This is a genomic window from Streptomyces sp. NPDC058674 (genome assembly GCF_042716505.1).
In the GTDB taxonomy this organism is placed as follows: Bacteria; Actinomycetota; Actinomycetes; order Streptomycetales; family Streptomycetaceae; genus Streptomyces.
The window spans coordinates 21,638-42,956 of record NZ_JBHXSC010000039.1 but is presented as its reverse complement, the minus strand read 5'-3'; the positions used below and the strand labels follow the sequence as shown (position 1 = coordinate 42,956).

The window sequence follows — 21,319 nt, the reverse complement described above, 5'->3', positions numbered from 1 at the left end:
GCCGCCGCCACCGCGCGGAACACGGCTGCCCGCGGCCCTTCCACGGCTCTTCAGCCCTTGAGGCGGGCCATCCACGCCTCGACCTCGACCGAGGTGCGGGGCAGCCCGGCCGACAGGTTCCGGTTGCCGTCCTCGGTGACGAGGATGTCGTCCTCGATCCGGACGCCGATCCCGCGGTACTCCTCGGGCACGCTCAGGTCGTCGGCCTGGAAGTACAGACCGGGCTCGACGGTCAGGCAGACACCCGGCTCCAGCGTCCCGTCGACGTACGCCTCGGTGCGCGCGGCGGCGCAGTCGTGGACGTCCATGCCGAGCATGTGGCCGGTGCCGTGCAGGGTCCAGCGGCGCTGCAGGCCCAGCTCCAGTACGCGCTCGACCGGGCCCTCCAGGAGCCCCCACTCGACGAGCTTCTCGGCCAGCACGTGCTGGGAGGCGTCGTGGAAGTCGCGGAACTTCGCGCCCGGCTTGACGGCGGCGATGCCGGCTTCCTGCGACTCGTAGACCGCGTCGTAGATCTTGCGCTGGATGTCGGTGTACGTGCCGCTGATCGGCAGCGTGCGGGTGACGTCGGCGGTGTAGAGGGAGTGCGTCTCCACACCGGCGTCGAGCAGCAGGAGGTCTCCGGAGCGGACGTCGCCGTCGTTGCGGACCCAGTGCAGGGTGCAGGCGTGCGGCCCGGCGGCGCAGATCGAGCCGTAGCCGACGTCGTTGCCCTCGACGCGGGCGCGCAGGAAGAAGGTGCCCTCGATGTAGCGCTCGGAGGTGGCCTCGGCCTTGTCGAGGACCTTCACGACGTCCTCGAAGCCGCGCACGGTGGAGTCGACGGCCTTCTGCAGCTCGCCGATCTCGAAGTCGTCCTTCACGGCGCGGGCCTCGGAGAGGTAGACGCGCAGCTCCTCGTCGCGCTCCTTGGTCACCTTGTCGGTGAGGGCGGACTCGATCACGCTGTCGTGGCCGCGGACCTGGCGGACCGGGCCCTCGGCCCCGGTGAGGGCCTCCGCCAGCTCGCGGACGTCCTTGGCGGGAATCCCCAGCAGCTGCTCGGCCTCGGCGAGGGAGTGGCGGCGGCCGACCCACAGCTCGCCCTGACCGGACAGCCAGAACTCGCCGTTCTCCCGGTTGGAGCGGGGCAGCAGGTAGACGGTGGCGGTGTGGCCGGTGTCCCCGGTGGGCTCCAGCACCAGGACGCCGTTCTCGGTCTGGTCGCCGGTGAGGTAGGCGTACTCGGTCGAGGCCCGGAAGGGGTACTCGGTGTCGTTCGAGCGGGTCTTCAGCCGGCCCGCGGGGACGACGAGGCGCTCGCCGGGGAAGCGCGCGGACAGCGCGGCGCGTCGGGCGGCCGTGTGCGGGGCCTGGGGGATCGGCTCCAGGCCGCGCAGCTCGGTGTCGGCCCAGCCGGTGCGCATGCTCTCGGCCAGTTCGTCGCTGACGCCCGGGTACAGACCGTTCTTGCGCTGCTTGTGCGTCTTCTTGGGCTGCTCTTCTTCCGGGGTCTCCGGGGTGAGCTCGTCAGCCACGTCTTCTCCTCAGCTACGACAGGCAGGGACCTGGGTGTGGACCCCGTCCATCGTATGTGTGAGCGGAAGGTACCCGGAGGGTGATGTGCAATATCACTCAAATCGGGCGGCGAGCAGCACGATGTCCTCGGGGGCGTCAGCCGGATCCCCCTCGGGCAGCACGGTCCGCAGGATGTGGTCGCAGAGGGCCGCGGGATCGTCCCGGAGGGCGCGGGGCACGGCCGCGGCCGCCGAGTGGAGCCGGGCGTAGGCCCGGTCCATCGAGTCGCCGGTGCGGCGCAGCAGGCCGTCGGTGTAGAGCAGCACCGTTTCTCCGGGCGCGGGCTCGATCTCCACGCTCGGCGCCTCCCAGCACGACAGCATGCCGAGCGGCGCGGAGAGCGAGGTCTCCACGTACTCGGTGCGGCGCTCGCCGATGAGCAGGGGCGGGGCGTGCCCGGCCCCCGCCAAGATGATCTTGCGCTGGGCGGGTTCGCAGTACGCGAAGAGCGCGGTGGCCGAGCGGGCGGGCTCGGTGAGGCGCAGCAGCAGCTCCAGGTCGGACAGGACCGCGACGGGGTCCTCGCCCTCCATGACGGCGTACGCGCGCAGGGAGGCGCGCAGCCGTCCCATCGCGGCGACGGCGCTCGGACCGGATCCGGTGACGGAGCCCACCGCCAGTCCCAGGGCGCCCTCGGGCAGCGGGAGGGCGTCGTACCAGTCGCCGCCGCCGCGCGGCCCGGTGTGGTGGCGGGCGGCGAGCTGGACCCCGGGGATGCGCGGAAGCCGGCTGGGCAGCAACTCCTCGGCGACGGTGGCCAGGTACGCGCGCGAGCGCTCCACCTCCAGCATCCGTGCCAGGTGCTCGGCCGCGTGCCGTACGTAGAGGCCGGCGAGGTCGCGCTGGCGGTCGCTCGGCTCGGCCTGCTCGTCGTAGAGCCAGACGGCCGCGCCGAGCCGACCGGTCGCCTCGGCGGCCAGCGGCAGGGCGTAGCTGGCGGCGTACCCCAGGCGGGCGGCGACCTCCCGGTGGCGGGGGTCGACGGGGGCGGCGAAACCGCCCGTGCCGGCGGGAGCGTCCGGTTCGGGGAGCACCTCGGAGCCGCCCTCGGCGTCGGGGAGCCCGTCGAGGATGCGGCCGTACGAGGTCGCGCTGCGCGGCACGGTCTCGATGTGGCCGAGGTCGGCGTGGCCGAGGCCGAGGCCGATCGTGGAGGTCGGGCCGAGTCCGTCGGAGGGCTCCAGCACGATCAGGCCGCGGCGGGCGCCGACCAGCACGGCTCCCGCGCGCAGGAATTCGCGCAGGGAGGATTCGAGGTCATCGGCGCGGGCCAGGCGCTCGGTGAGCTCGTGGAGGGTGGTGAGGTCCGAGACCATGCCCGCGAGGCGGTCCTGGATCAGGCTGCCCGGGGCGGGCGGAGGCACCGCGGCGGGTGCGCTCCGTACGGGTGCGGGCGCCGCAGTGTCCGGTGACGCGGTATCTGCTGGATCGATTCCAGCCACTTTCGGCAGATGCGGGGCGCTCATGGCGTCCGCCTTTCCACCTGGTGCGATTCGCCATATAGCATCGCAAACCCCCAGATCGTGCTGCGCCGCCATCAATGAATCCACATCTACACGCACACGTGGATGCATGTCCAGCATTGCCCAGCTGGGAATTCTGGTGTTCGTGGGACGGCAACTCACGGTCGAGCCAAGGCTAGAACTTGGCCGGAAAAAGCTGGAACCCGGCAGTTTTTGCGATCGACTGGGCGGGCTCCACCAGGGGCCCGGGTACGTAATCGCCAGCGCCCGGGGCCAGTTGACACTGCACGGCAGGCATTCCGCGGTCCCCCGGCGGCGCCACGACACCTCCGCGGTACGGCCGGACGGCGCCCCGGCAGGCGCCGGGAACCGTTCGGCGCGGGTCGCCGTCCTTAGCGGCGGCAGCCGGTCCCCGTGGGGCCCGGTGCGGGTGCCGGCGCGGATCGCGTTCCGCCCCGCCGGACGTTCGACCGACCGACGGCTCGACGGCTCGACGGCTCCACGGCTCGACGGGCCCGCGAGAAAACGCACGGACCCGGGTGAACCTGCTTCTGGCGGACGAGAACGCGAAACGTGTACGTGTGGTGAGACACCGGTTACATGGTGTGATGTGGCCCCTTCGGCGTTCAACGGAAAGGAACGAGCGCTCATGCGCGAGATCCTCGGAAGGCGTCTCCAGCGGCTCCGCGATCGGTTTCCATCCCTGCGCCCCGCCCCGCGGGCGGGCCGCTCGCCGGCCCTCCTCGACGCGGCGCTGACCTGTGCCGCGACGTGGCAGTGGCCCGTACTGCCCGGCGTCGGCCGGTCGGGTACGGACGGCGCGCGGTGCGCCTGCCCCGACCCCGACTGCGTCGTCCCCGGCGCGCACCCCTTCGACCCGGGGCTGCTCGCGGCCACCACCGACCCCCGGATGGTGACCTGGTGGTGGACCAACCGGCCCGCCGCACCCGTCCTGATGGCCACGGGCGGCGCCGCCCCGTGTGCCGTGAGCCTGCCGGCGGCCGCCGCCGCGCAGGCCCTCGTACGGCTGGACGCGCAGGACCTGCGGCTCGGGCCGATCGTGGCCACGCCCACCCGCTGGTCCCTGCTGGTCGCGCCGTACTCCCTGGAGCGGCTCGGCGAACTGCTCTACGCCAAGGACCACGTGCCCTCCTCGCTGCGCTTCCACGGCGAGGGCGGCTACCTGCTCCTGCCGCCGTCCGCCGCCTCCAGCGGCGGACAGGTGCGCTGGGAGCGCGAGCCGCGGCCGCAGCCGTCCCGGCGGCCGCGCCACCGGCTCCGGTCGGCGGGCGGCGCCGATCCGTCGGACGCCGCGGGCGCCCCCTGGCTGCCCGACGTCGAAGCGGTCGTGGACGCGCTCGTGGAGGCGTCCACCGGCGCCGCGGGTGGCGGCAGCCGGCTCGCCTACTGACCTTGCGGGCATCGGCGGATCACTCGTACGGGTGCCGGCGGGACCGGTTTACAAGGGAATTGGGCGCGGGGATCTCCGCGCCCCATTCCCGGATCGCTATGTTCGGCGAATGAATCTCCGCCTGATCGGTATCGGCGCCGGTGTGCTGATCATCCTGTCGCTCCCGCTCGCCGGCGCGATCGCCGGGCCGGATTTCGCCGGTCGGGATGAGGGGAAAGGCGGCGGCCTGTTCTCCACGCTCGGGCTTTCGGACGCTCCGCGAACCGCTCCCGCGCCATCGGCCGCCCCGGGGGCCGCGGCCGGCCGCGAGCGCCCCGGGCCGGTCGAGCAGCCCCGCGCGGACGCGCGCTGCGGACCCGAGGTGTCCTCGCCGCAGGGCGTGGAGGCGCAGACCTGCGTCCTGGTCGGCGAGGGCCTTGCGTGGGGCCGCAGTTACTACCGCAACACCAGCGGTCGCGCGTTGGACGCGGTGCTGACCGTGATGGGACCGGCGGGGCGCACGGTGCAGATCCGGTGCGCGGTGGCGGCGGGCGACGAGCCGGGGCTGTGCGAGACGCCGCGGGAGCCCTCCGCCGGTGCGGCGGACAGTTACTCGGCCGTAGCGGAGTTTGCAATTCCGGATGATGAAGGGAAGCTGCTGTTGCGGTCCGGGAGCAACTCACCGGCACCGTCCGACGGTTGACCACCGCGGAAAACCAAGCGCCCGGTCGCTGGCGACGGGGGATGCACCAGCGACCGGGCTACAAGGACGGTAACAAGAGATCGCCTGTTCGCAAATTCGATCTCTGATATTCGGACACCGATTTGCAGACGATTAGCGGGAGTTGTGACTCCGGTCACGGCTCCCGGACGGGCCCGCAGGTCAGCTGAGGGTCACCTGGCGGTTGGTGAGCCCGCCGCGCGCCCGGCGCTCCTCCGTGGTCAGCGGTGCGTCGGTGGCCAGAGCCGTCGCGAGCCGCTCCGCGAGCTCGGCCGCGGGCTTCTCGACGTCGTCCGCCGTGACGCCGGTCGGCAGGTCCCAGACCGGGACCATCAGCCCGTGCGCCCGGAAGGAACCGACCAGTCGGGTGCCCTCTCCGAGCGAGGAGGTGCCGGCCGCGTGCAGCCGGGCGAGTGCGTCGAGCAGCTTCTCCTCGGCGTGCGGCATGACCCAGCGCAGGTGGTTCTTGTCCGGGGTCTCGCACCAGTAGGCCGCGTCCACACCGGCCAGCTTGACGGTGGGAATGGCCGCCGCGTTGGCGCGTTCGAGGGAGGCGGCGATCTCCGGGGAGGCGTTCTGGGCGCTCTCGGATTCCGGAATCCAGAATTCGAATCCGGAGTGAACAACCGGCTCGAAACCGCCGTCGGAGTCCAGGAGATCCTGAAGTCGCGGACCCTCGGCCGGAACTCGGCGGGCCGGAACAGGGGTGCCCGGCTCAGCGGCGAGCGCACGCTCCAGCGTGTCCGCCATGTCGCGGGCGAGGTCCCCGGAGGAGGACTCGTTCTGCAGGCCGAGCAGGACGGAGCCGTCCTCGCGGCGCAGCGCCGGCCAGGCCATGGGCAGTACGGTCACCAGCGTGACGGAGGGGACGCCCTCGGGCAGGCCGCCCTTGAGGGACAGCGGCACGGTGGCCGCGGGGACGAGCTCACGCAGTGCGACCCAGTCGCACTCGCCGCGCAGGCCCTCGAAGGGGCGCTGGACGTGCTCGGTGACGGCGTGCGCGGCGGCCGCGCCGTGACACGCCTTGTAACGGCGCCCGGAGCCGCAGGGGCAGGGCTCGCGAGCGCCCACCACCGGGATCTCACCGTTGTTGAGCTGCGGCTTTGCAGTCTTGGCTGCGGGGCGCTTCTTGGCCATCGTGGGTGTCTCCCGGTTGCGGCGGTACGGCGTCGTCTCTGGGCGCGAGCCTAGCCGTTCGTACCGCCGGAACCGGTGGGGTGCGGCCGGGCGCACGGTCGGCGCGCGCCCGCGGACGCTCGCGCCCGCCGCTGTCCGGTGCCGTCCCTCCCCCGGGGCCGGTCGCCCGGGCCGCGGGGAACGCGGGTGGTCAGGGCTCCATGTCGTCGAAGGCCGTCGCGAAGTCGATCGCCGGGGGCGCAACGCGCGTAGCGAAATCCTCATGCCGGGGCCCGCAGGCAACGGTCACCCAGACGGTGACCTCACCGGCCGCTCCGTCCCGCACACCCCAGTCCTGGCCCAGGGCGCTGATGATGTTCAGCCCCCGGCCGCCGCGCGCGGTGACCGAGGGGGTGGCCGGGACCGGGCGCGTGGGCCCGCCGCCGTCCGTGACCTCGACCGTCAGCCGTCCCGTGGTGTCGATGCGCCATGCGGCGCGTATCTGCCCGTCCCCGTCCTCCGGCGCTCCCAGCGGCCTGCCGTGCCGGCAGGCGTTGCTGAGCAGTTCGGAAAGGATCAGAACGGCATCGTCCACGACCGATTCGGCCACGCCGCCCATGCGCAGTTGCTCACGCATGCGGTGCCTCGCCGCGCCCACGCCCGCAGGACCATGGCGTACGTCCATGCACGACGACGTGGGCACTTCCTGTGCCACCACCAACGCCACCCCCGGAACCTCCTTAGCCCCACGCATGGTCTGAATGCCCCATTGGCCTGGACCGGAAACCGCCGTGGCGGAGGCCTCTGACGCATTCATGACGACACATGCGGAGCGAATGCGCCGGGGCACACCCTGTAACGGCGGGGGTGGAGGAGGCGGGTGCGTAAAACGGGACGTCAGCGGCCCAATTGTGACAGAACCTGGCGCGGCCTGTTCGTGATGATCGCTTCCACGCCCAGATCAGCGCAGAGCTGAACGTCTTCCGGATCGTTGACGGTCCATACGTGGACGGAGTGTCCCGCGGCCTGAAGTCTGCGGACGTAGCCAGGGTGGGCGCGGACGATCCGCATGCCGGGTCCGGCGATCCGCACCCCGGCCGGCAGCCGGCCGTCCCGCATGCGGGGCGAGATGAACTGCATCAGGTACACGGTCGGGATGGTGGGGGCGCCCGCCCGCACCCGGTGGAGGGAGCGGGCGGAGAAGCTCATGACCCGGACCGGGTGCGGCCCCTCGGCGGGCGGGGCGTCCAGGCCGAAGCGCTTGAGGAGGAAGAGCAGACGCTCCTCCACCTGTCCGGCCCAGCGGGTCGGGTGCTTCGTCTCGATCGCCAGCTGTACCGGCCGTCCGGCGTCGGAGACCAGCGCCAGCAGGCGCTCCAGGGTGAGGACGGAGGTCCGCTCCGGGTCGGAGTCCCAGTCCGGGGACTCCTCGCGGTCCTTCCAGGAGCCGAAGTCGAGGGCGGCGAGATCGGCCAGCTCCAGGGCGGAGACGGCGCCGCGACCGTTCGAGGTGCGGTTCACCCGGCGGTCGTGGACCAGGACCAGGTGGCCGTCGGCCGTGAGCCGTACGTCGCATTCGAGGGCGTCGGCGCCGTCCTCGATGGCCTTGCGGTAGGCGGCCAGGGTGTGCTCGGGGGCATCCTCCGAGGCGCCGCGGTGGGCGACGACCTGGATGGTGCGCGGCATTGCGTGGGTCACCGGGTCATGGTGCCACCGTGTGGGCTCCGAACGGCGGGGCAGGCTCCTGCAGTGAGCCCGAAATGCCGGACATAAAGAATGAGGGGAGACTCACAGGTCCGGCTTACAGTGCTCTGACGGGTCATGGGAAAGGCTTTGCCCAGGAACTTGTACGGCACGTCGAACGTTCAGCCGGACCGATGACGCCAGAGATTGCCGAAGCCGTGTGTGACGAGGAGAGAGCGCTGTGAGCACCGAGAACGAGGGCACCGCGGCCCCCACGCCCCCCGCGGCCCCGTCCGCACCACCTGCTCCGGCCTCCGAGACGCAGGCGGCGGCCCACGCGGCGCAGCCGGCCCACGCGCCGCAGCCGACCCACGCGCCGGCTCCGCCCGCCGCCGACCCGGTGACCCAGCAGCTTCCGCCGACACCGCCCCCGCATCCGCAGGCCCCGGCTCAGGGCTGGGCCCAGCCTCCGGGCTACCCGCAGGCCCCGGCCGCGGGTTACGCCCAGGCCCCGGCGGACGGCACCGCGCCGGCCGCGCACGCGGCGGAGGGCTGGCCGCCTCCGCCGCCCACGGTTCCGGCGTACGGCGTGGCCGGCGGCCACGGGGGTCACGGCGGCGGCGCCTGGGGCGTCCCGCCGACCGGCGACGGCACCCCGCCGTCCAAGCCGAAGGGCCGGGGCGGTCTCGTCGCAGGCGTCCTCGTCGCGGCGCTCCTCGCCGGCGGCATCGGCGGCGGCGTCGGCTACTGGGCGGCCGAGCGCAGCGACAACGGCAGCGGCTCGACCACGATCAGCGCGGGCAACACCCCCAGGGACCTCAAGCGCGACGCGGGCTCCATCGCCGGGCTGGCCTCCGGCGCGCTGCCCAGCGTGGTCACCATCGAGGCCTCGACCGGCGACGGCGAGGGCGGTACCGGCACCGGCTTCGTCTACGACCAGCAGGGCCACATCCTCACCAACAACCACGTCGTGGCCTCCGCCGCGAACGGCGGCAAGCTCTCCGCGACCTTCTCCGACGGCAAGAAGTACGAAGCCGAGGTAGTGGGCCGGGCCCAGGGCTACGACGTCGCCGTGCTCAAGCTGAAGAACCCGCCCCCCGGCCTCAAGCCGCTTCCGCTCGGCGATTCCGAGAAGGTCGCGGTCGGCGATGCGACCATCGCGATCGGCGCCCCCTTCGGCCTGTCCAACACGGTCACCACGGGCATCGTCAGCGCCAAGAACCGCCCGGTCGCCTCCGGCGACGGTTCCGGTGGCAAGAACTCGTACATGAGCGCCCTCCAGACGGACGCCTCGATCAACCCGGGCAACTCGGGCGGCCCGCTGCTCGACGGCCGCGGAGCGGTCATCGGCATCAACTCCGCGATCCAGTCCGCCGGGAACGGCGGGTTCGGCGGCGGTCAGGCCGGTTCGATCGGCCTCGGCTTCGCCATCCCGATCAACCAGGCGAAGAACGTCGCCCAGTCGCTGATCAAGACGGGCAAGCCGGTCTACCCCGTCATCTCGGTCTCTGTGGACCTCCAGGCCAAGGCCGCCGGAGCCAAGATCTCCGAGCAGGGTGCGGCCGCCGACGAGCTGGTCGACCCGAACGGACCGGCCGGCAAGGCCGGCCTCAAGCCGGGCGACCTCATCACCGAGTTCGGCGGCAAGCCGGTCGACAGCGGTCCGACCCTGATCAGCATGATCTGGACGTACCAGCCCGGTGACACGGTGAAGCTGACCTACCTGCGCGGCGGCAAGCCGAACACGGTCGACATCACCCTCGGCTCCCGGGTCGGCGACAAGTAGCCGAATTCAGGCAACGGGCAACAGCAGGCAGCGGACAGCAGCGCGGGCAGCAGCAGGCAGCGCCCAGCAGGCTCGCGGGCCGCGGCCGGCGCGCAACGGGCGCCGAACGGCACCGGCTCCGCCGCGGGAAGCGGCAGACGGCCGCTGGAGGGTGGCTCGATGAGGAGGGGCCGCAGGCGGGATTCCGCCTGCGGCCCCTCCCAACGTCCGCTTATGCTTCGCTCGTGTTCGATTCCCGGCACATCCGCACGTTCCACGCGGTCGTCACCTCCGGGTCCTATTCGGCGGCGGCCCGCGTCCTCGGGTACACGCAGCCCGCCATCACCCAGCAGATGAAGGCGCTCGAACGCGCCGTCGGCACCCCCCTGTTCACCCGGGTCGGCCGCCGCATGCAGCTCACCGAGGCCGGGGAGTCGATGTCCCGGCACGCCGAGACCATCCTCGGCAGCCTCTCCGCCGCCGAGGCCCAGCTGAGGGCTTACGCCCGCCTGCGCACCGGGCGGGTCCGGCTCTGCGGGTTCCCCAGTGCCAACGTCACGCTCGTCCCCGAGGCCCTGAGCGACTTGGCCAAGGACCATCCCGGCATCCAGGTGGAGCTCCTTGAGGGTGAGCCCCCGGAGTCCCTGCGCAGACTGGAGCGCGGGGAGTGCGACATCACCCTGGCCTTCACCTATCCGGGACTGCACGAGGAGATCCCGGACGAGGTCGCCGAGGTCCGCCTGCTGGAGGACCAGCTGACGGTGCTGCTGCCGACCGGGCACCCGCTGGCCCGGCGGCGCGCGGTCCAGCTGGCCGACCTCGCCGAGGAGCGGTGGATCGCCGGCTGTCCGCGCTGCCGGGCCAACCTGCTGCACGAGTGCGCGGAGCTCGGCTTCGTGCCCGACATCCGCTTCGCCACCGACGACAACCTGGTGGTGCAGAGCCTGGTCGCGCAGGGGCTGGGCGTGGCGATGACGCCCGCGCTGGTGTTGCCCTCCCTCTCGCTGAGCCGGGTCTGCGGACGGGCGCTGCAGCCCGCCGCGCGCCGCCACATCGCCGCCTACGTGTACCGGGACCACCTGCGCGTCCCGGCCACGGCGGTGGTGCTCGACGCGTTGAAGAGGGTGGCCGCGAACCGGGTCGGCTGCTGAGCGATCCATAAGCGGCGCCTGGGATTTCGGGTCACAACTGTCGTTGGACGTGATGGAACGTCCGCAGGACGCTGCGGACATGACCACCACCACGCCGGCCCGTACCACCACGAGGATGGCCGCCCTCGTACGTGAGATCCGTACGGTCGTGGACCGGGGCCTCGCTCCCGACCTGACCGCGTACCTGGTCGGCGAACGGCTTGCGCCGCACCTGGGGGCCTGCGACCTCCTGACCCCGGCGCAGTGCGAGGGCGATCCCGACCGGTACCGGCAGCACGTGCTGCACGCCGAGTCCGACGGCAGCTTCTCGGTGGTGGCCCTGGTGTGGCTGCCGGGCCAGGAGACCTGCATCCACGACCACGTGTCGTGGTGCGTGGCGGGCGTGCACCTGGGCGAGGAGAGCGAGCGGCGCTACCGGTTGGCACCCGGCGCCGGCACCGCACGGCTGGTCGCCACGGAGGACGTGGTCAACGGGCAGGGCGAGGTCTGCGGATTCGCACCCCCCGGAGACATCCACAAGGTGCGCAACTCCTGTGGCAGCACGGCGATATCCCTCCACGTGTACGGCGCCGACATATCCCGGCTGGGCACCAGCATCCGCCGCGTCTACTCCCTCCCCGTCGACTGATGGCCCTCCTCAGCCGGCACCAGAGCGTGCCGGCCCACCGTGTTTCACGTGAAACATCCGCGCCCTGGCCCGGGTTGGCCGCGGCCGTCGGCGGAGCGCTGGCGGCCTGGCTCATCCACCGGGCGGTCCCCGCGGTGCCGATGCTGACCGCCTCGGTGGTCCTGGGCATCGCCGCCGCGCACCTGCCCGGCGTACGGGTCTTCGTACGGGGGACCGCGCGCCCGGGGCTCTCCCTGGCCGGACGGCGGCTGATGCGGATCGGCATCGTCCTGCTCGGCCTCGGTCTGGGGCTGGACCAGGTGCTCCGGCTGGGCTGGGCGACGGTGGCCATGGTCGCCGGGGTGGTCGCGGCCACCTTCTTCGGCACGCTCTGGCTGGGTCGAAGGCTCGGACTCCCCGGGGATCAGCCGCTGTTGATTGCCACCGGGTACTCGATCTGCGGGGCGTCGGCGATCGGCGCGGTGAGCGAGGTCTCGGGCAGCGACGAGGAGGACGTGGCCGCGTCCGTGGCCCTGGTGACCCTGTGCGGGACGCTGGCCATCGCAGTCCTGCCGCTCCTGCAGGCCCCCCTGGGCCTGTCCGACGCGGCCTTCGGGAGCTGGGTCGGGGCGAGTGTCCACGACGTCGGCCAGGTGGTGGCGACCGCCCAGACCGCCGGCCCGGGGGCTCTGGGCGAGGCCGTACTGGTGAAGCTCATGCGCGTGGCCCTGCTGGCCCCGCTGGTGGCGGCCGTGGCCTTCTCGGTACGGGCCCGGCGGCGCGGGGTCCGTACGGCCTCGGGGCGCCGGCCGGCCCCGGTGCCGCTGTTCGTGGCCGGGTTCCTGGCGGCGGCGGCACTGCGTGCCCTCGGGGTACTGCCCGACGCGGCCCTGGGCTGGGCGCACACCGTCCAGGAGGCGTTGCTGGCCGCCGCACTGTTCGGCCTGGGGAGCGCGGTGCACCTGCCGACGCTGGCCCGCACCGGTGGGCGGGCCGCGGCGCTGGGTCTCGCGGCCTGGGCCGTGGTGGCCGGGGTCGCGTACGCCGGTGTCCTGCTCACCCACTGACGCCTCGACGGAAGGGAGTTGGCCAATTCCTGGCCGGAACCGACCGAACGTTCCGACCGCCTCCTGACATCCGTGCGTCGCCGTGCCACTCTGCCCCGGCACGCCGCACCGCGCAGCGCCGATCCGCACCGACCGTTCTTCACCCCCACCTTGCCCCGGTTCGGGCACGGCAGAAGGAGTCATGCGTGAATCGTCATCGCACCGCCCTCTCCGTCCTCTTGTCGGCAGGCGCCCTGCTCGCGGGCGCACTGACGGCCGCGGCCCCGGTGGCCGCCGCAGACACCCCCGCGTCCTTCCGGCAGCAGCACACCCAGGGCTTCTGGACCGCGGACCGGATGCGGGCGGCCACCCCGCTCGACCTCACGGCGGCCCCCGGTCCGGGCCGTGTCTCGGCCCGTACCCCGGTCTCCGCCGAGGGCCGTCCCACCTCCATCGCGCCGACCGCCCCGTCGCCCGTATCACCCACGGCCTTCCCGCAGCCGGGCGGCGCCTGGACCGGCGGTGGGGCGGTGGTCAAGACCTCGGGCCGGGTCTTCTTCAGCATGGGGGGCCGGACGGCGTCCTGCTCCGGCGACTCGATCACCAGTGCCAACGGCAGCACGGTCATCACGGCCGGCCACTGCGTGAAGTACCAGGGCGCCTGGCACACGAACTGGGTCTTCGTCCCCGCCTACGACAACGGCAACGCGCCCTACGGCCAGTGGTCGGCCACCAAGACCTTCGCCACCGACCAGTGGGCGGCGAGCGAGGACATGAACATGGACGTCGGCCTGGCGGTCGTCGCACCGCTGAACGGCCGGACGCTCAGCCAGGCCGTGGGGGCCCAGGGAATCCTCTTCAACGGCGGCTACAACAAGAGGATGTACTCCTTCGGCTTCCCCGCCGCCGCCCCGTACGACGGCTCGAAGCTCGTCTACTGCAGCGGCAACAGCAGCAAGGACTTCCTGCTGACCAGGGACCACGGCCTGTCCTGCAACATGACCGGCGGTTCCAGCGGCGGCCCCTGGTTCCAGGACTTCAACGAGGCCACGGGCCTGGGCACCCAGGTCTCGGTGAACAGCTTCGGCTACACCTTCCTGCCGAACCGCATGTTCGGCCCGTACTTCGGCAACGAGGCCAAGGCGGCCTACGACAAGGCCCAGAGCGCCTGACCCAGGAGCCCGCCCCCGAGCCCGCCGCAGCCCGGTACTCTGTACCGGCCAGGTGGGTTGCCCGAGCGGCCTAAGGGAACGGTCTTGAAAACCGTCGTGGCAGCGATGTCACCGTGGGTTCAAATCCCACACCCACCGCCACAGGCCGGCGCCGGCGTCGGCCGCAAGGGGTGTCTCTCACCGAGAGGCGCCCCTTCGCCGTTTCCCGGCCGGCGGTCGCGGGGGAACCCGCCGATCCGGCCGTGGGCGTACCGTCCCTGTGCCCGGGAGGGAGGTGTGCTCGTGCGGGTCAAGGTTCGGGGAGCGTTTTCCCGGTTGCCGTCCGGCTTTGAGTCTGCGGGGTCGGCGACCCGCCGGAAGCGCCGCGTGTCGGGGGCGCGAAGGACCCTGATTCCCCGTGGTTGCTTGCTCCCGGGAGAGCGTTTTGGGCCTTTTGAGTGGTGTTTGTCGGAAGATCGGCGCGCGGGGTGGGGGTCGTGCGGTTGCAGCCACATCATGACGAATGTATTCAGATCCGCCCGTCCGAACATCGCGAAATGAGGCACCCGTCATGGCTCACCGCACCAGCGTCACCTCGATCTGGACTGCCGTCCTGACCGCCCTTGTGGCTCTCCTCGCCTCCCTCGGCTTCGGTGGGAAGGCCGCCCCGGCTGCTGCCGGGATCTCCGCCCCCGCCGTTCCGGCACCCGCGGCCGTCACCGCACGCCGGAAGGCCGTCACGGCCCGACGGACCTGGCGGGCGATGATGCGGGACGGTTCGCTCCCGCCCACCATCAAGCAGCGGATCCGCGCCGAGGCGCACGGCAAGACCCCGTCCGTCCGACGCTCGACCACCGCGGCGGCCATGGGCGCCGGGTCCGGTTCGTCCGCCGGAGCCCTGAGCGTGCCGGGACCCCGCGCCGGAGCCCCCGCCGCTAGCGCCGCCACTGCCGCCACCGCCCGGGAAGCGCTCGCGCTCGCCGCGTAGTTCCCCCCAGCGGCTCGCTCTAGCCGCGGAGTCCGGTGCCGCAGGCGCACGCGCCGCCGCCGCCGAACGGGAGCGAAGGCAGGAACACCACACCCCGTACGAGCACCACCGCGAGTGCGGTGCACGGCGACACGCGCGAGCGTGAATGCGGCGAGCAGGTACAGGTACAGGTGTAGATACAGGTACGGATGTGCGCGTAGACGCAGATGCGACGACCATGATGCGCGGGCCGGAGCGGCATGCGGCGAGGACGTACGCGAGCAGGAACAGCAGCAGGCGCTGGAGCCCGGCCCTCCGTGGTCGCGGATCGCGCCGAGCGGTGCCCCGGAGCGGGGCACGGATGGAACGCCCCGGCGGACGCCCGGGGCGTGCAGGGGGCACGAAGCTTGGGATCGCAGGGCCGCAGACCGGAAGTCGACGGGGCTTCCGGACGGTGCGGCCCCTTTCGGCATGCCCGGGACACGGTGATCTGAAGGAACGCTCCATCCCTTGTGGGGCAAGGGTTTCACCGGGCGTCGAGACGCTGACCTGGGGTGTCCGGGCGGGCAGGGGAGCGTCCCACACGGAACGGCCGGGGCGGCAGGCCAACTGCCGCCCGCGCCATCGCCGCTGCCGTCGCTCTCCCGCTCGCCGTCGCCCTCTTCGGCGGCGTGGCCACGGCCGACAGCGGCGCCCTCGGGAACGACGGATCGAATGCGAGCGGCGCCGACGTCATCGGCAGCGGCGTGGGCGGCGACAACCACGGCAACTCCTCCACCTCGCAGCAGGTGCCACCGGTGCCGGCGCCTCCAATCAGAACAGCACCGCGCAGGTCAACGGCTCGGCCTTCACCGCGATCCAGCAGTCCAACTCGAACGTCGCGGTCGACTTCCACCCCTGGTGGTGAGCTCGGCCTGAGCCGCTCCCACTCCTGAGGGCGCCTGTGCGACCGGACCGGCCGGGGTCCGGTAGCGCAGGCGCCCTCGCGCGTGACCCTGCCGAGCCGGCCCCGCCCGTGCGCCGCCGGCCCCCTCCCGACCTTGACACCGGAGGGCAATCTGACGGACAGTCAGATTCTTGCCGATGTCATGCCGGGAGGCCAGCGCCGTGCACCTCGCCCCGACCGAAGGACAGTTGCGGCTGCGCGCCGAACTGCGGGAGTACTTCAGGGAGCTGCTGCCGGACGGGGTGCCCGAAAACCCTTCCCTCCAGCGCGCGTTGCTGCGCCGCATCGGCGCCGACGGACTGCTCGGACTGGGTTGGCCCGTCGAGTACGGGGGCCAAGGCCGGGGTGCTGACGAGCAGTTCGTCTTCTTCGACGAGGCCTACCGGGCCGGCGCCCCCGTCTCCATGGTCACGCTCAACACCGTCGGCCCGACGCTGATGAAGTACGGGACCCGGGAGCAGAAGGAGTACTTCCTCCCCCGCATCCTCGCCGGGGAGCTCGTCTTCGCCATCGGCTACTCGGAGCCCGAGGCCGGCACCGACCTCGCGTCCCTCCGCACCCGCGCGGTCCGCGACGGCGGGCCCGACGGTGACTGGGTGATCGACGGGCAGAAGATCTTCACCTCCAACGCCCAGAACGCGGACTGGATCTGGCTCGCCTGCCGCACCGACCCGCAGGCGCCCAAGCACAAGGGCATCTCGATCGTCCTGGTGCCCACGGCGGCGCCCGGCTTCTCCTGGACCCCCATCCAGACGGTGGGCGGTCTGACCACCACCGCCACGTACTACGACTCCATCCGCGTGCCGGCCGGCAACCTGGTCGGTCCCGAGCACGGCGGCTGGGGCCTGATCACCAACCAGCTGAACCACGAACGCGTCGCCCTCGCGGCCATCGGCATGCAGGCCGAGGACTTCTACGCGGCGACCCTCACCCATGCCCGCACCGCCGACCCGGTCACCGGGGAGCGTCCGGCCGACCTCCCGTGGGTGCGGTCCCGGCTCGCCGAGGCACACGCGCGGCTGGCAGCCGTACGCCTCCTCAACTGGCGCCTCGTCCAGGACGTCGGCGGCGGCAGCCTCGCCCCGGGGGACGCCAGCGGCGTGAAGTTCCTCGGGACCGAGTCCACCGTCGAGGTGTACCGGATGTGCCAGGAAGTGGTGGGCGAGGAGGCCTTCGTACGGGGGCCCGAGGCCTTCGCGGGCGGCGGGCTGGAACGGATGAACCGGGCCGCGCAGATCAACACCTTCGGCGGCGGGGTGAGCGAGGTCCAGCGGGAGATCGTCGCCATGATGCGGCTCGGCATGAAGGGCAGGAAGCGATGACGGCTGGGACGGCTGGGACGGCTGGTGCGCCCGGTGCGGCAGCATCGACGGGTACGGCAGGAGCCGCCGCTGCCACGGTTGCGGCGGATGCTGCGACCGGGACCGGGACCGGGACCGGGACCGGGACCGAGGCCGAGGCCGAGGCCGAGGCCGCAGCCCGGTTTCACGCGCGGTTGGCGGGCTTCGAAGGCCGGCCCGCCGCCACCGCGGGCCGCGGCAAGGATCCCGTCAACGAACCGATGATCCGGCACTGGTGCGAGGCGATGGGCGACGCGAACCCGGCCTACGCGGGACCGGACGCCATCGCCCCGCCCACCATGCTCCAGGCCTGGACGATGGGCGGGCTCTCCGGCCACGGCGACAGGTCCTCCGCCTACGACGAGCTCTTCTCGCTCCTGGACGGAGCCGGTTTCACCTCCGTGGTGGCCACCGACTGCGAGCAGGAGTACCTCCGCCCGCTCCGGCCGGGAGACACCGTCGCCTTCGACGCCGTGATCGAGTCCGTATCGGCCCGCAAGACGACCAGGCTGGGCACCGGCCACTTCGTCACCACCCGCATGGACGTCCGCGCGAACGGCGAGCCCGCCGGCACGCACCGCTTCCGCATCCTGAAGTACGCACCCGCCGCGAAGAAGCCCGCCGGGCCCCCGGCACGCCGACCCCGTCCCGTGGTCAACCGCGACAACCAGGGCTTCTGGGACGGGGTCCGGGACCACCGGCTCCTGATCCAGCGCTGCACCGCCTGCGCGGCCCTCCGGTTCCCCTGGCTCCCCGGCTGCAACGCCTGCGCCTCGCCCGACTGGGACACGGTGGAAGCCTCCGGCGCCGGCACCGTCTTCAGCTACGTCGTCATGCACCACCCGCCCTTCCCGGCCTTCGACCCGCCCTACGCGGTCGCCCTCGTCGAGCTGGCCGAAGGCGTCCGCATGGTCAGCAACATCACCGGCGTCCCGTACGACGAGGTCCGCATCGGCCTGCCGGTCCGGCTGGAGTTCCTGCGCGTCGACGACGACCTGGAACTCCCCGTCTTCCGCGGGGGCGAGGGCTGATGGACTTCCGCCCCAGCGATGAGCAGGCCGCCGCCGTCGGCCTCGCCGCCCGGATCTTCGGCGACCTCGCCACCCACGAACGGCTCGCCGCCGCCGGCAGCGGCAGCGACGACGAGCTGTGGAAGGCGCTCACCGCGGCCGGGCTGACGGCCGCCGTCGAGGACATCGGCCTCCTCGGGCTGGTCCTGCTGCTGGAGGAGCAGGGCCGCACCACCGCCCAGGTCCCCTTCGCCGCCACCTGCGCGTACGGGGTGCTCCCCGTCGCCGCGCACGGCAGCGCCGAGCAGCGCGCCCGGCTGCTGCCCGCCCTGGGCACGGGCGAGGCGGTCGCCACCGGGGCCTTCCCGGCCCGCGGCCGGATCACCGCCGAGGGCGGCCGGCTCACCGGGACCGCCCCGGTCGTGCCCTGGCTGCGCGGGGCCACACACGTACTGGTCCCGGACGCCGCGCGGGCCCTGTGGCTCGTACGGACCGACGCGCCGGGGGTTGCGGCCTCCCCGGTGGAGACCACGGCTCCCTGGGCCGCCGGCCGACTGGAGCTGTCCGGGGCGCAGGCCGAGGCCCTCGGTTCGGCCGGCGCCCACGACAGCGTGCTCGCGGCCGCCCGCACGGCCTTCGCCGGGCTCCAGGCGGGCGTCTGCGCGGGCTCGCTGGCGCGGGCGGTCGAGTACACCGGCACGCGCGAGCAGTTCGGCCGCCCGCTCTCCACCAACCAGGGGGTCATGCTGCGCGCGGCCGACGCCCACATGGACACCGAGGCGATCAGGGTCACCGCCTACGAGGCGGCCTGGCGCATCGACCAGGGCCTCCCGGCGCGCGAGCACGCACTGACGGCCGCCTGGTGGGCCTCGGAGGCGGGCAAGCGGGTGGTGCACGCGGGGCAGCACCTGCACGGCGGCGCGGGCGCCGATGTGGAGCACCCCGTCCACCGGCACTTCCTGTGGGGGCGCCAGCTGGACGCGTACCTGGGCAGCGGCGCCGAGTTGCTGTCCGAACTGGGCGCCGTACTGGCGCAGGAGGGCTGAGACATGGGACACGGCGCGATACGGGTCGGTACGGAGCTTCCGCCGCTGGAGATCCCGGTCACCCGGACCCTGATCGTCGCGGGCGCGATCGCCTCCCGCGACTACCAGGACGTGCACCACGACGCGGAGCTCGCCCGCGAGAAGGGCTCCCCGGACATCTTCATGAACATCCTGACGACGAACGGCCTGGTCGGCCGCTACATCACCGACCACCTGGGCCCGCGGGCCGTGCTGCGCAAGGTGGCCATCCGCCTCGGCGCCCCCAACCACCCGGGCGACACGATGATCCTGACCGGCACCGTCACCGCCCTCGACGGGGACACCGCCGAGATCCGGGTCCTCGGCGCCAACGGCCTCGGCCACCACGTCACCGGAACCGTCACGGTCATGCTGGCGCAGGGGGGAGCGGCATGAGCGTCCGCGCCCGCGACGCGCTCGGCGGCCGCGCCGCCATCGTCGGCATCGGCGCGACCGAGTTCTCCAAGGACTCCGGCCGCAGCGAACTCACCCTCGCCGTCGAGGCGGTGCGGGCGGCCCTCGCCGACGCCGGTCTGACCCCCGGCGACGTCGACGGCATGGTGACCTTCACGATGGACACCAGCCCCGAGATCACCGTCGCCCAGGCGGCCGGCATCGGCGACCTCTCCTTCTTCTCCCGCATCCACTACGGCGGCGGCGCGGCCTGCGCCACCGTCCAGCAGGCAGCCCTCGCCGTCGCCACCGGCGTCGCGGAGGTCGTGGTCTGCTACCGCGCCTTCAACGAGCGCTCCGGGCGCCGCTTCGGCTCCGGCGTACAGCAGCGGGAACCGTCGGCCGAGGGTGCGGCGCTCGGCTGGTCCCTGCCCTGGGGACTCCTCACCCCCGCCTCCTGGGTGGCCATGACCGCCCGGCGCTACCTGCACACCCACCACCTCACCCCGGAGGCCTTCGGGCACGTCGCGGTCACCGGCCGGCGGTACGCGGCGAACAATCCGGCCGCGTACTTCCACGGCAGGCCCCTCACCCTCGCCGACCACGCCGCCTCGCGCTGGATCGTGGAGCCGCTGCGGCTGCTGGACTGCTGCCAGGAGACCGACGGGGGCCAGGCCCTCGTCGTCACCACCGCCGAGCGGGCCCGCGACCTGCGGCAGAAACCCGCCGTGATCACCGCCGCCGCGCAGGGTGCGGGCCGCCGCCAGGAGGCCATGACGTCCTTCTACCGCGACGACCTCACCGGCCTCCCGGAGATGGACGTGGTCGCGCGCCAGCTGTGGCGCACCAGCGGCCTGCGACCCGGCGACATCGACGTCGCCATCCTCTACGACCACTTCACCCCCTTCGTGCTGATGCAGCTGGAGGAGTTCGGCTTCTGCAAGCCGGGTGAGGCCGCCGATTTCGTCGCTGCGGACGCGCTGCCGATCAACACCCACGGCGGCCAGCTGGGTGAGGCGTACCTGCACGGCATGAACGGCATCGCCGAGGGCGTCCGCCAGCTGCGGGGAACCTCCGTCAACCAGGCCACCGGGGCGGAACACGTCCTGGTCACGGCCGGTACCGGGGTGCCGACCTCCGGACTGGTCCTCGGCACCGACGGCTGAGCACCGGGGAGCCGGGGCCCCTCCTCCTCCACCTACAGGAGGTGGGGGGCACGCCGGTCCTACAACCTGAGGGGGATTCCCCTTAGGCACCTGCGGCCGATTCCGGGACGCGCCCGCGCTCCTAGCGTGGACACATGACCACGCCAGTGTGCACGCTCGCCTCGAACCCGACGCCGTATCCGTCGTTCTCGGCGTACGTCCGTACCCGCGGCACGGTCCTGATGCGCACCGCCCGCTCCCTCACCGCCAACCCGTGCGACGCCGAGGACCTGCTCCAGACCGCCCTCGCGAAGACGTACGTGGCCTGGGACCGGATCGAGGACCACCGCGCGCTGGACGGCTACGTCCGGCGGGCCCTGGTGAACACCCGCACCTCCCAGTGGCGCAAGCGCAAGGTCGACGAGTTCGCCTGCGACGAGCTCCCCGAGACCGAGGAGGCGCCGGCCGCCGACCCCGCGGAGGCGCAGGCGCTGCGCGACGCGATGTGGCGCGCGGTGACCCGGCTGCCGGAACGGCAGCGGGCCATGGTCGTCCTGCGCTACTACGAGGACCTCAGCGAGGTGCAGACCGCCGAGCTGCTCGGTGTCTCGGTCGGCACCGTCAAGAGCGCCGTCTCGCGCGCGCTGGCCAAGCTCCGTGACGACCCGGAGCTCACCCTGGTGCGCTGACACCGGGGCCCGGGCGGACGCGTCCCGCCGGCCGGTGTTTCACGTGAAACACCAGCCCCGCCGGCCCGCCCCACGTTTCACGTGAAACAGCGCGGGCTGCCCCGTGGGCGCGTCC

Annotated in this window: 18 protein-coding genes, 1 tRNA gene and 2 pseudogenes; 16 read left to right on the top strand and 5 right to left on the bottom strand. The window is 72.8% G+C overall.

The features are described 5' to 3' along the window. Positions 1–50 precede the first annotated feature (50 nt). Both ACFWU6_RS20705 and ACFWU6_RS20700 read right to left on the bottom strand, forming a co-directional pair. Positions 51–1,517, bottom strand: a complete 1,467-nt coding sequence (locus tag ACFWU6_RS20705; RefSeq protein ID WP_383798943.1) for an aminopeptidase P family protein — start codon at positions 1,515–1,517, stop codon at positions 51–53. A 93-nt stretch (positions 1,518–1,610) separates the two neighbouring features. Beyond that, positions 1,611–3,140 carry a PP2C family protein-serine/threonine phosphatase gene (locus tag ACFWU6_RS20700; protein ID WP_383798946.1) on the bottom strand — a complete coding sequence of 510 codons (1,530 nt, stop codon included), beginning with the start codon at positions 3,138–3,140 and terminating at the stop codon, positions 1,611–1,613. Between the two features lie 529 nt (positions 3,141–3,669). On the opposite strand from ACFWU6_RS20700, the gene ACFWU6_RS20695 reads away from it, so the two are divergent. Both ACFWU6_RS20695 and ACFWU6_RS20690 read left to right on the top strand, forming a co-directional pair. After that, positions 3,670–4,431 (top strand): bifunctional DNA primase/polymerase, encoded by a 762-nt coding sequence (locus ACFWU6_RS20695; protein WP_383982357.1) that lies wholly within the window; start codon positions 3,670–3,672, stop codon positions 4,429–4,431. Between the two features lie 109 nt (positions 4,432–4,540). Next, positions 4,541–5,113 carry a hypothetical protein gene (locus ACFWU6_RS20690; protein WP_383798952.1) on the top strand — a complete coding sequence of 191 codons (573 nt, stop codon included), beginning with the start codon at positions 4,541–4,543 and terminating at the stop codon, positions 5,111–5,113. Positions 5,114–5,293: 180 nt separating this feature from the next. Here the strand turns inward: ACFWU6_RS20690 and ACFWU6_RS20685 are convergent, their stop codons facing one another. From ACFWU6_RS20685 to ACFWU6_RS20675, 3 genes and pseudogenes are all read right to left on the bottom strand, one after another. Then, entirely contained in the window at positions 5,294–6,268 is a 975-nt protein-coding gene (locus tag ACFWU6_RS20685) for a DUF5926 family protein (RefSeq protein WP_383982355.1), read from the bottom strand. Positions 6,269–6,458: 190 nt separating this feature from the next. Then, positions 6,459–7,060: pseudogene (locus ACFWU6_RS20680) on the bottom strand (ATP-binding protein). Positions 7,061–7,144: 84 nt separating this feature from the next. Then, positions 7,145–7,933: a glycerophosphodiester phosphodiesterase gene (locus ACFWU6_RS20675; RefSeq protein WP_383982380.1), complete on the bottom strand. Its 789-nt coding sequence runs from the start codon at positions 7,931–7,933 to the stop codon at positions 7,145–7,147. A gap of 238 nt (positions 7,934–8,171) precedes the next feature. Between ACFWU6_RS20675 and ACFWU6_RS20670 the strand changes: the two genes are divergently transcribed. From ACFWU6_RS20670 to ACFWU6_RS20605, 14 genes and pseudogenes are all read left to right on the top strand, one after another. Then, complete coding sequence (locus ACFWU6_RS20670) at positions 8,172–9,716, top strand: S1C family serine protease (protein ID WP_383982353.1); 1,545 nt, start codon at positions 8,172–8,174, stop codon at positions 9,714–9,716. A gap of 224 nt (positions 9,717–9,940) precedes the next feature. Then, positions 9,941–10,846 (top strand): LysR family transcriptional regulator, encoded by a 906-nt coding sequence (locus ACFWU6_RS20665; RefSeq protein ID WP_383798961.1) that lies wholly within the window; start codon positions 9,941–9,943, stop codon positions 10,844–10,846. Positions 10,847–10,925: 79 nt separating this feature from the next. After that, on the top strand, positions 10,926–11,474 hold the full coding sequence (locus tag ACFWU6_RS20660) for a cysteine dioxygenase (protein WP_383798964.1): 549 nt from the start codon (positions 10,926–10,928) through the stop codon (positions 11,472–11,474). Then, positions 11,474–12,520 (top strand): YeiH family protein, encoded by a 1,047-nt coding sequence (locus ACFWU6_RS20655; RefSeq protein ID WP_383798967.1) that lies wholly within the window; start codon positions 11,474–11,476, stop codon positions 12,518–12,520. The genes ACFWU6_RS20660 and ACFWU6_RS20655 overlap by 1 nt, the downstream gene beginning before the upstream one ends. Positions 12,521–12,705: 185 nt before the next feature. Further along, the gene (locus ACFWU6_RS20650) at positions 12,706–13,671 is read left to right on the top strand and encodes a peptidase (RefSeq protein ID WP_383798970.1); all 966 of its coding nucleotides are present in this window, start codon (positions 12,706–12,708) and stop codon (positions 13,669–13,671) included. 51 nt (positions 13,672–13,722) lie between these two features. After that, positions 13,723–13,812: transfer RNA gene (locus tag ACFWU6_RS20645), tRNA-Ser, on the top strand. A gap of 409 nt (positions 13,813–14,221) precedes the next feature. Then, positions 14,222–14,638, top strand: a complete 417-nt coding sequence (locus tag ACFWU6_RS20640; RefSeq protein ID WP_383982351.1) for a DUF6344 domain-containing protein — start codon at positions 14,222–14,224, stop codon at positions 14,636–14,638. A 533-nt stretch (positions 14,639–15,171) separates the two neighbouring features. Beyond that, positions 15,172–15,524, top strand: a pseudogene (locus tag ACFWU6_RS20635) (hypothetical protein). A 200-nt stretch (positions 15,525–15,724) separates the two neighbouring features. Further along, complete coding sequence (locus ACFWU6_RS20630; protein ID WP_383982378.1) at positions 15,725–16,885, top strand: acyl-CoA dehydrogenase family protein; 1,161 nt, start codon at positions 15,725–15,727, stop codon at positions 16,883–16,885. A gap of 173 nt (positions 16,886–17,058) precedes the next feature. Further along, positions 17,059–17,934, top strand: coding sequence for a bifunctional MaoC family dehydratase N-terminal/OB-fold nucleic acid binding domain-containing protein (locus tag ACFWU6_RS20625; RefSeq protein WP_383982349.1), 876 nt, complete (start codon positions 17,059–17,061; stop codon positions 17,932–17,934). Next, positions 17,934–18,959, top strand: coding sequence for an acyl-CoA dehydrogenase family protein (locus ACFWU6_RS20620; RefSeq protein ID WP_383798982.1), 1,026 nt, complete (start codon positions 17,934–17,936; stop codon positions 18,957–18,959). The genes ACFWU6_RS20625 and ACFWU6_RS20620 overlap by 1 nt, the downstream gene beginning before the upstream one ends. Positions 18,960–18,977: 18 nt before the next feature. Then, positions 18,978–19,373, top strand: coding sequence for a MaoC family dehydratase (locus ACFWU6_RS20615; RefSeq protein ID WP_383799182.1), 396 nt, complete (start codon positions 18,978–18,980; stop codon positions 19,371–19,373). Continuing rightward, a complete protein-coding gene (locus ACFWU6_RS20610; RefSeq protein WP_383798984.1) occupies positions 19,370–20,536 on the top strand; it encodes a lipid-transfer protein in 1,167 nt (388 codons plus the stop codon). The genes ACFWU6_RS20615 and ACFWU6_RS20610 overlap by 4 nt, the downstream gene beginning before the upstream one ends. Positions 20,537–20,670: 134 nt before the next feature. Then, a complete protein-coding gene (locus ACFWU6_RS20605) occupies positions 20,671–21,204 on the top strand; it encodes a SigE family RNA polymerase sigma factor (RefSeq protein ID WP_383798987.1) in 534 nt (177 codons plus the stop codon). Positions 21,205–21,319 lie beyond the last annotated feature (115 nt).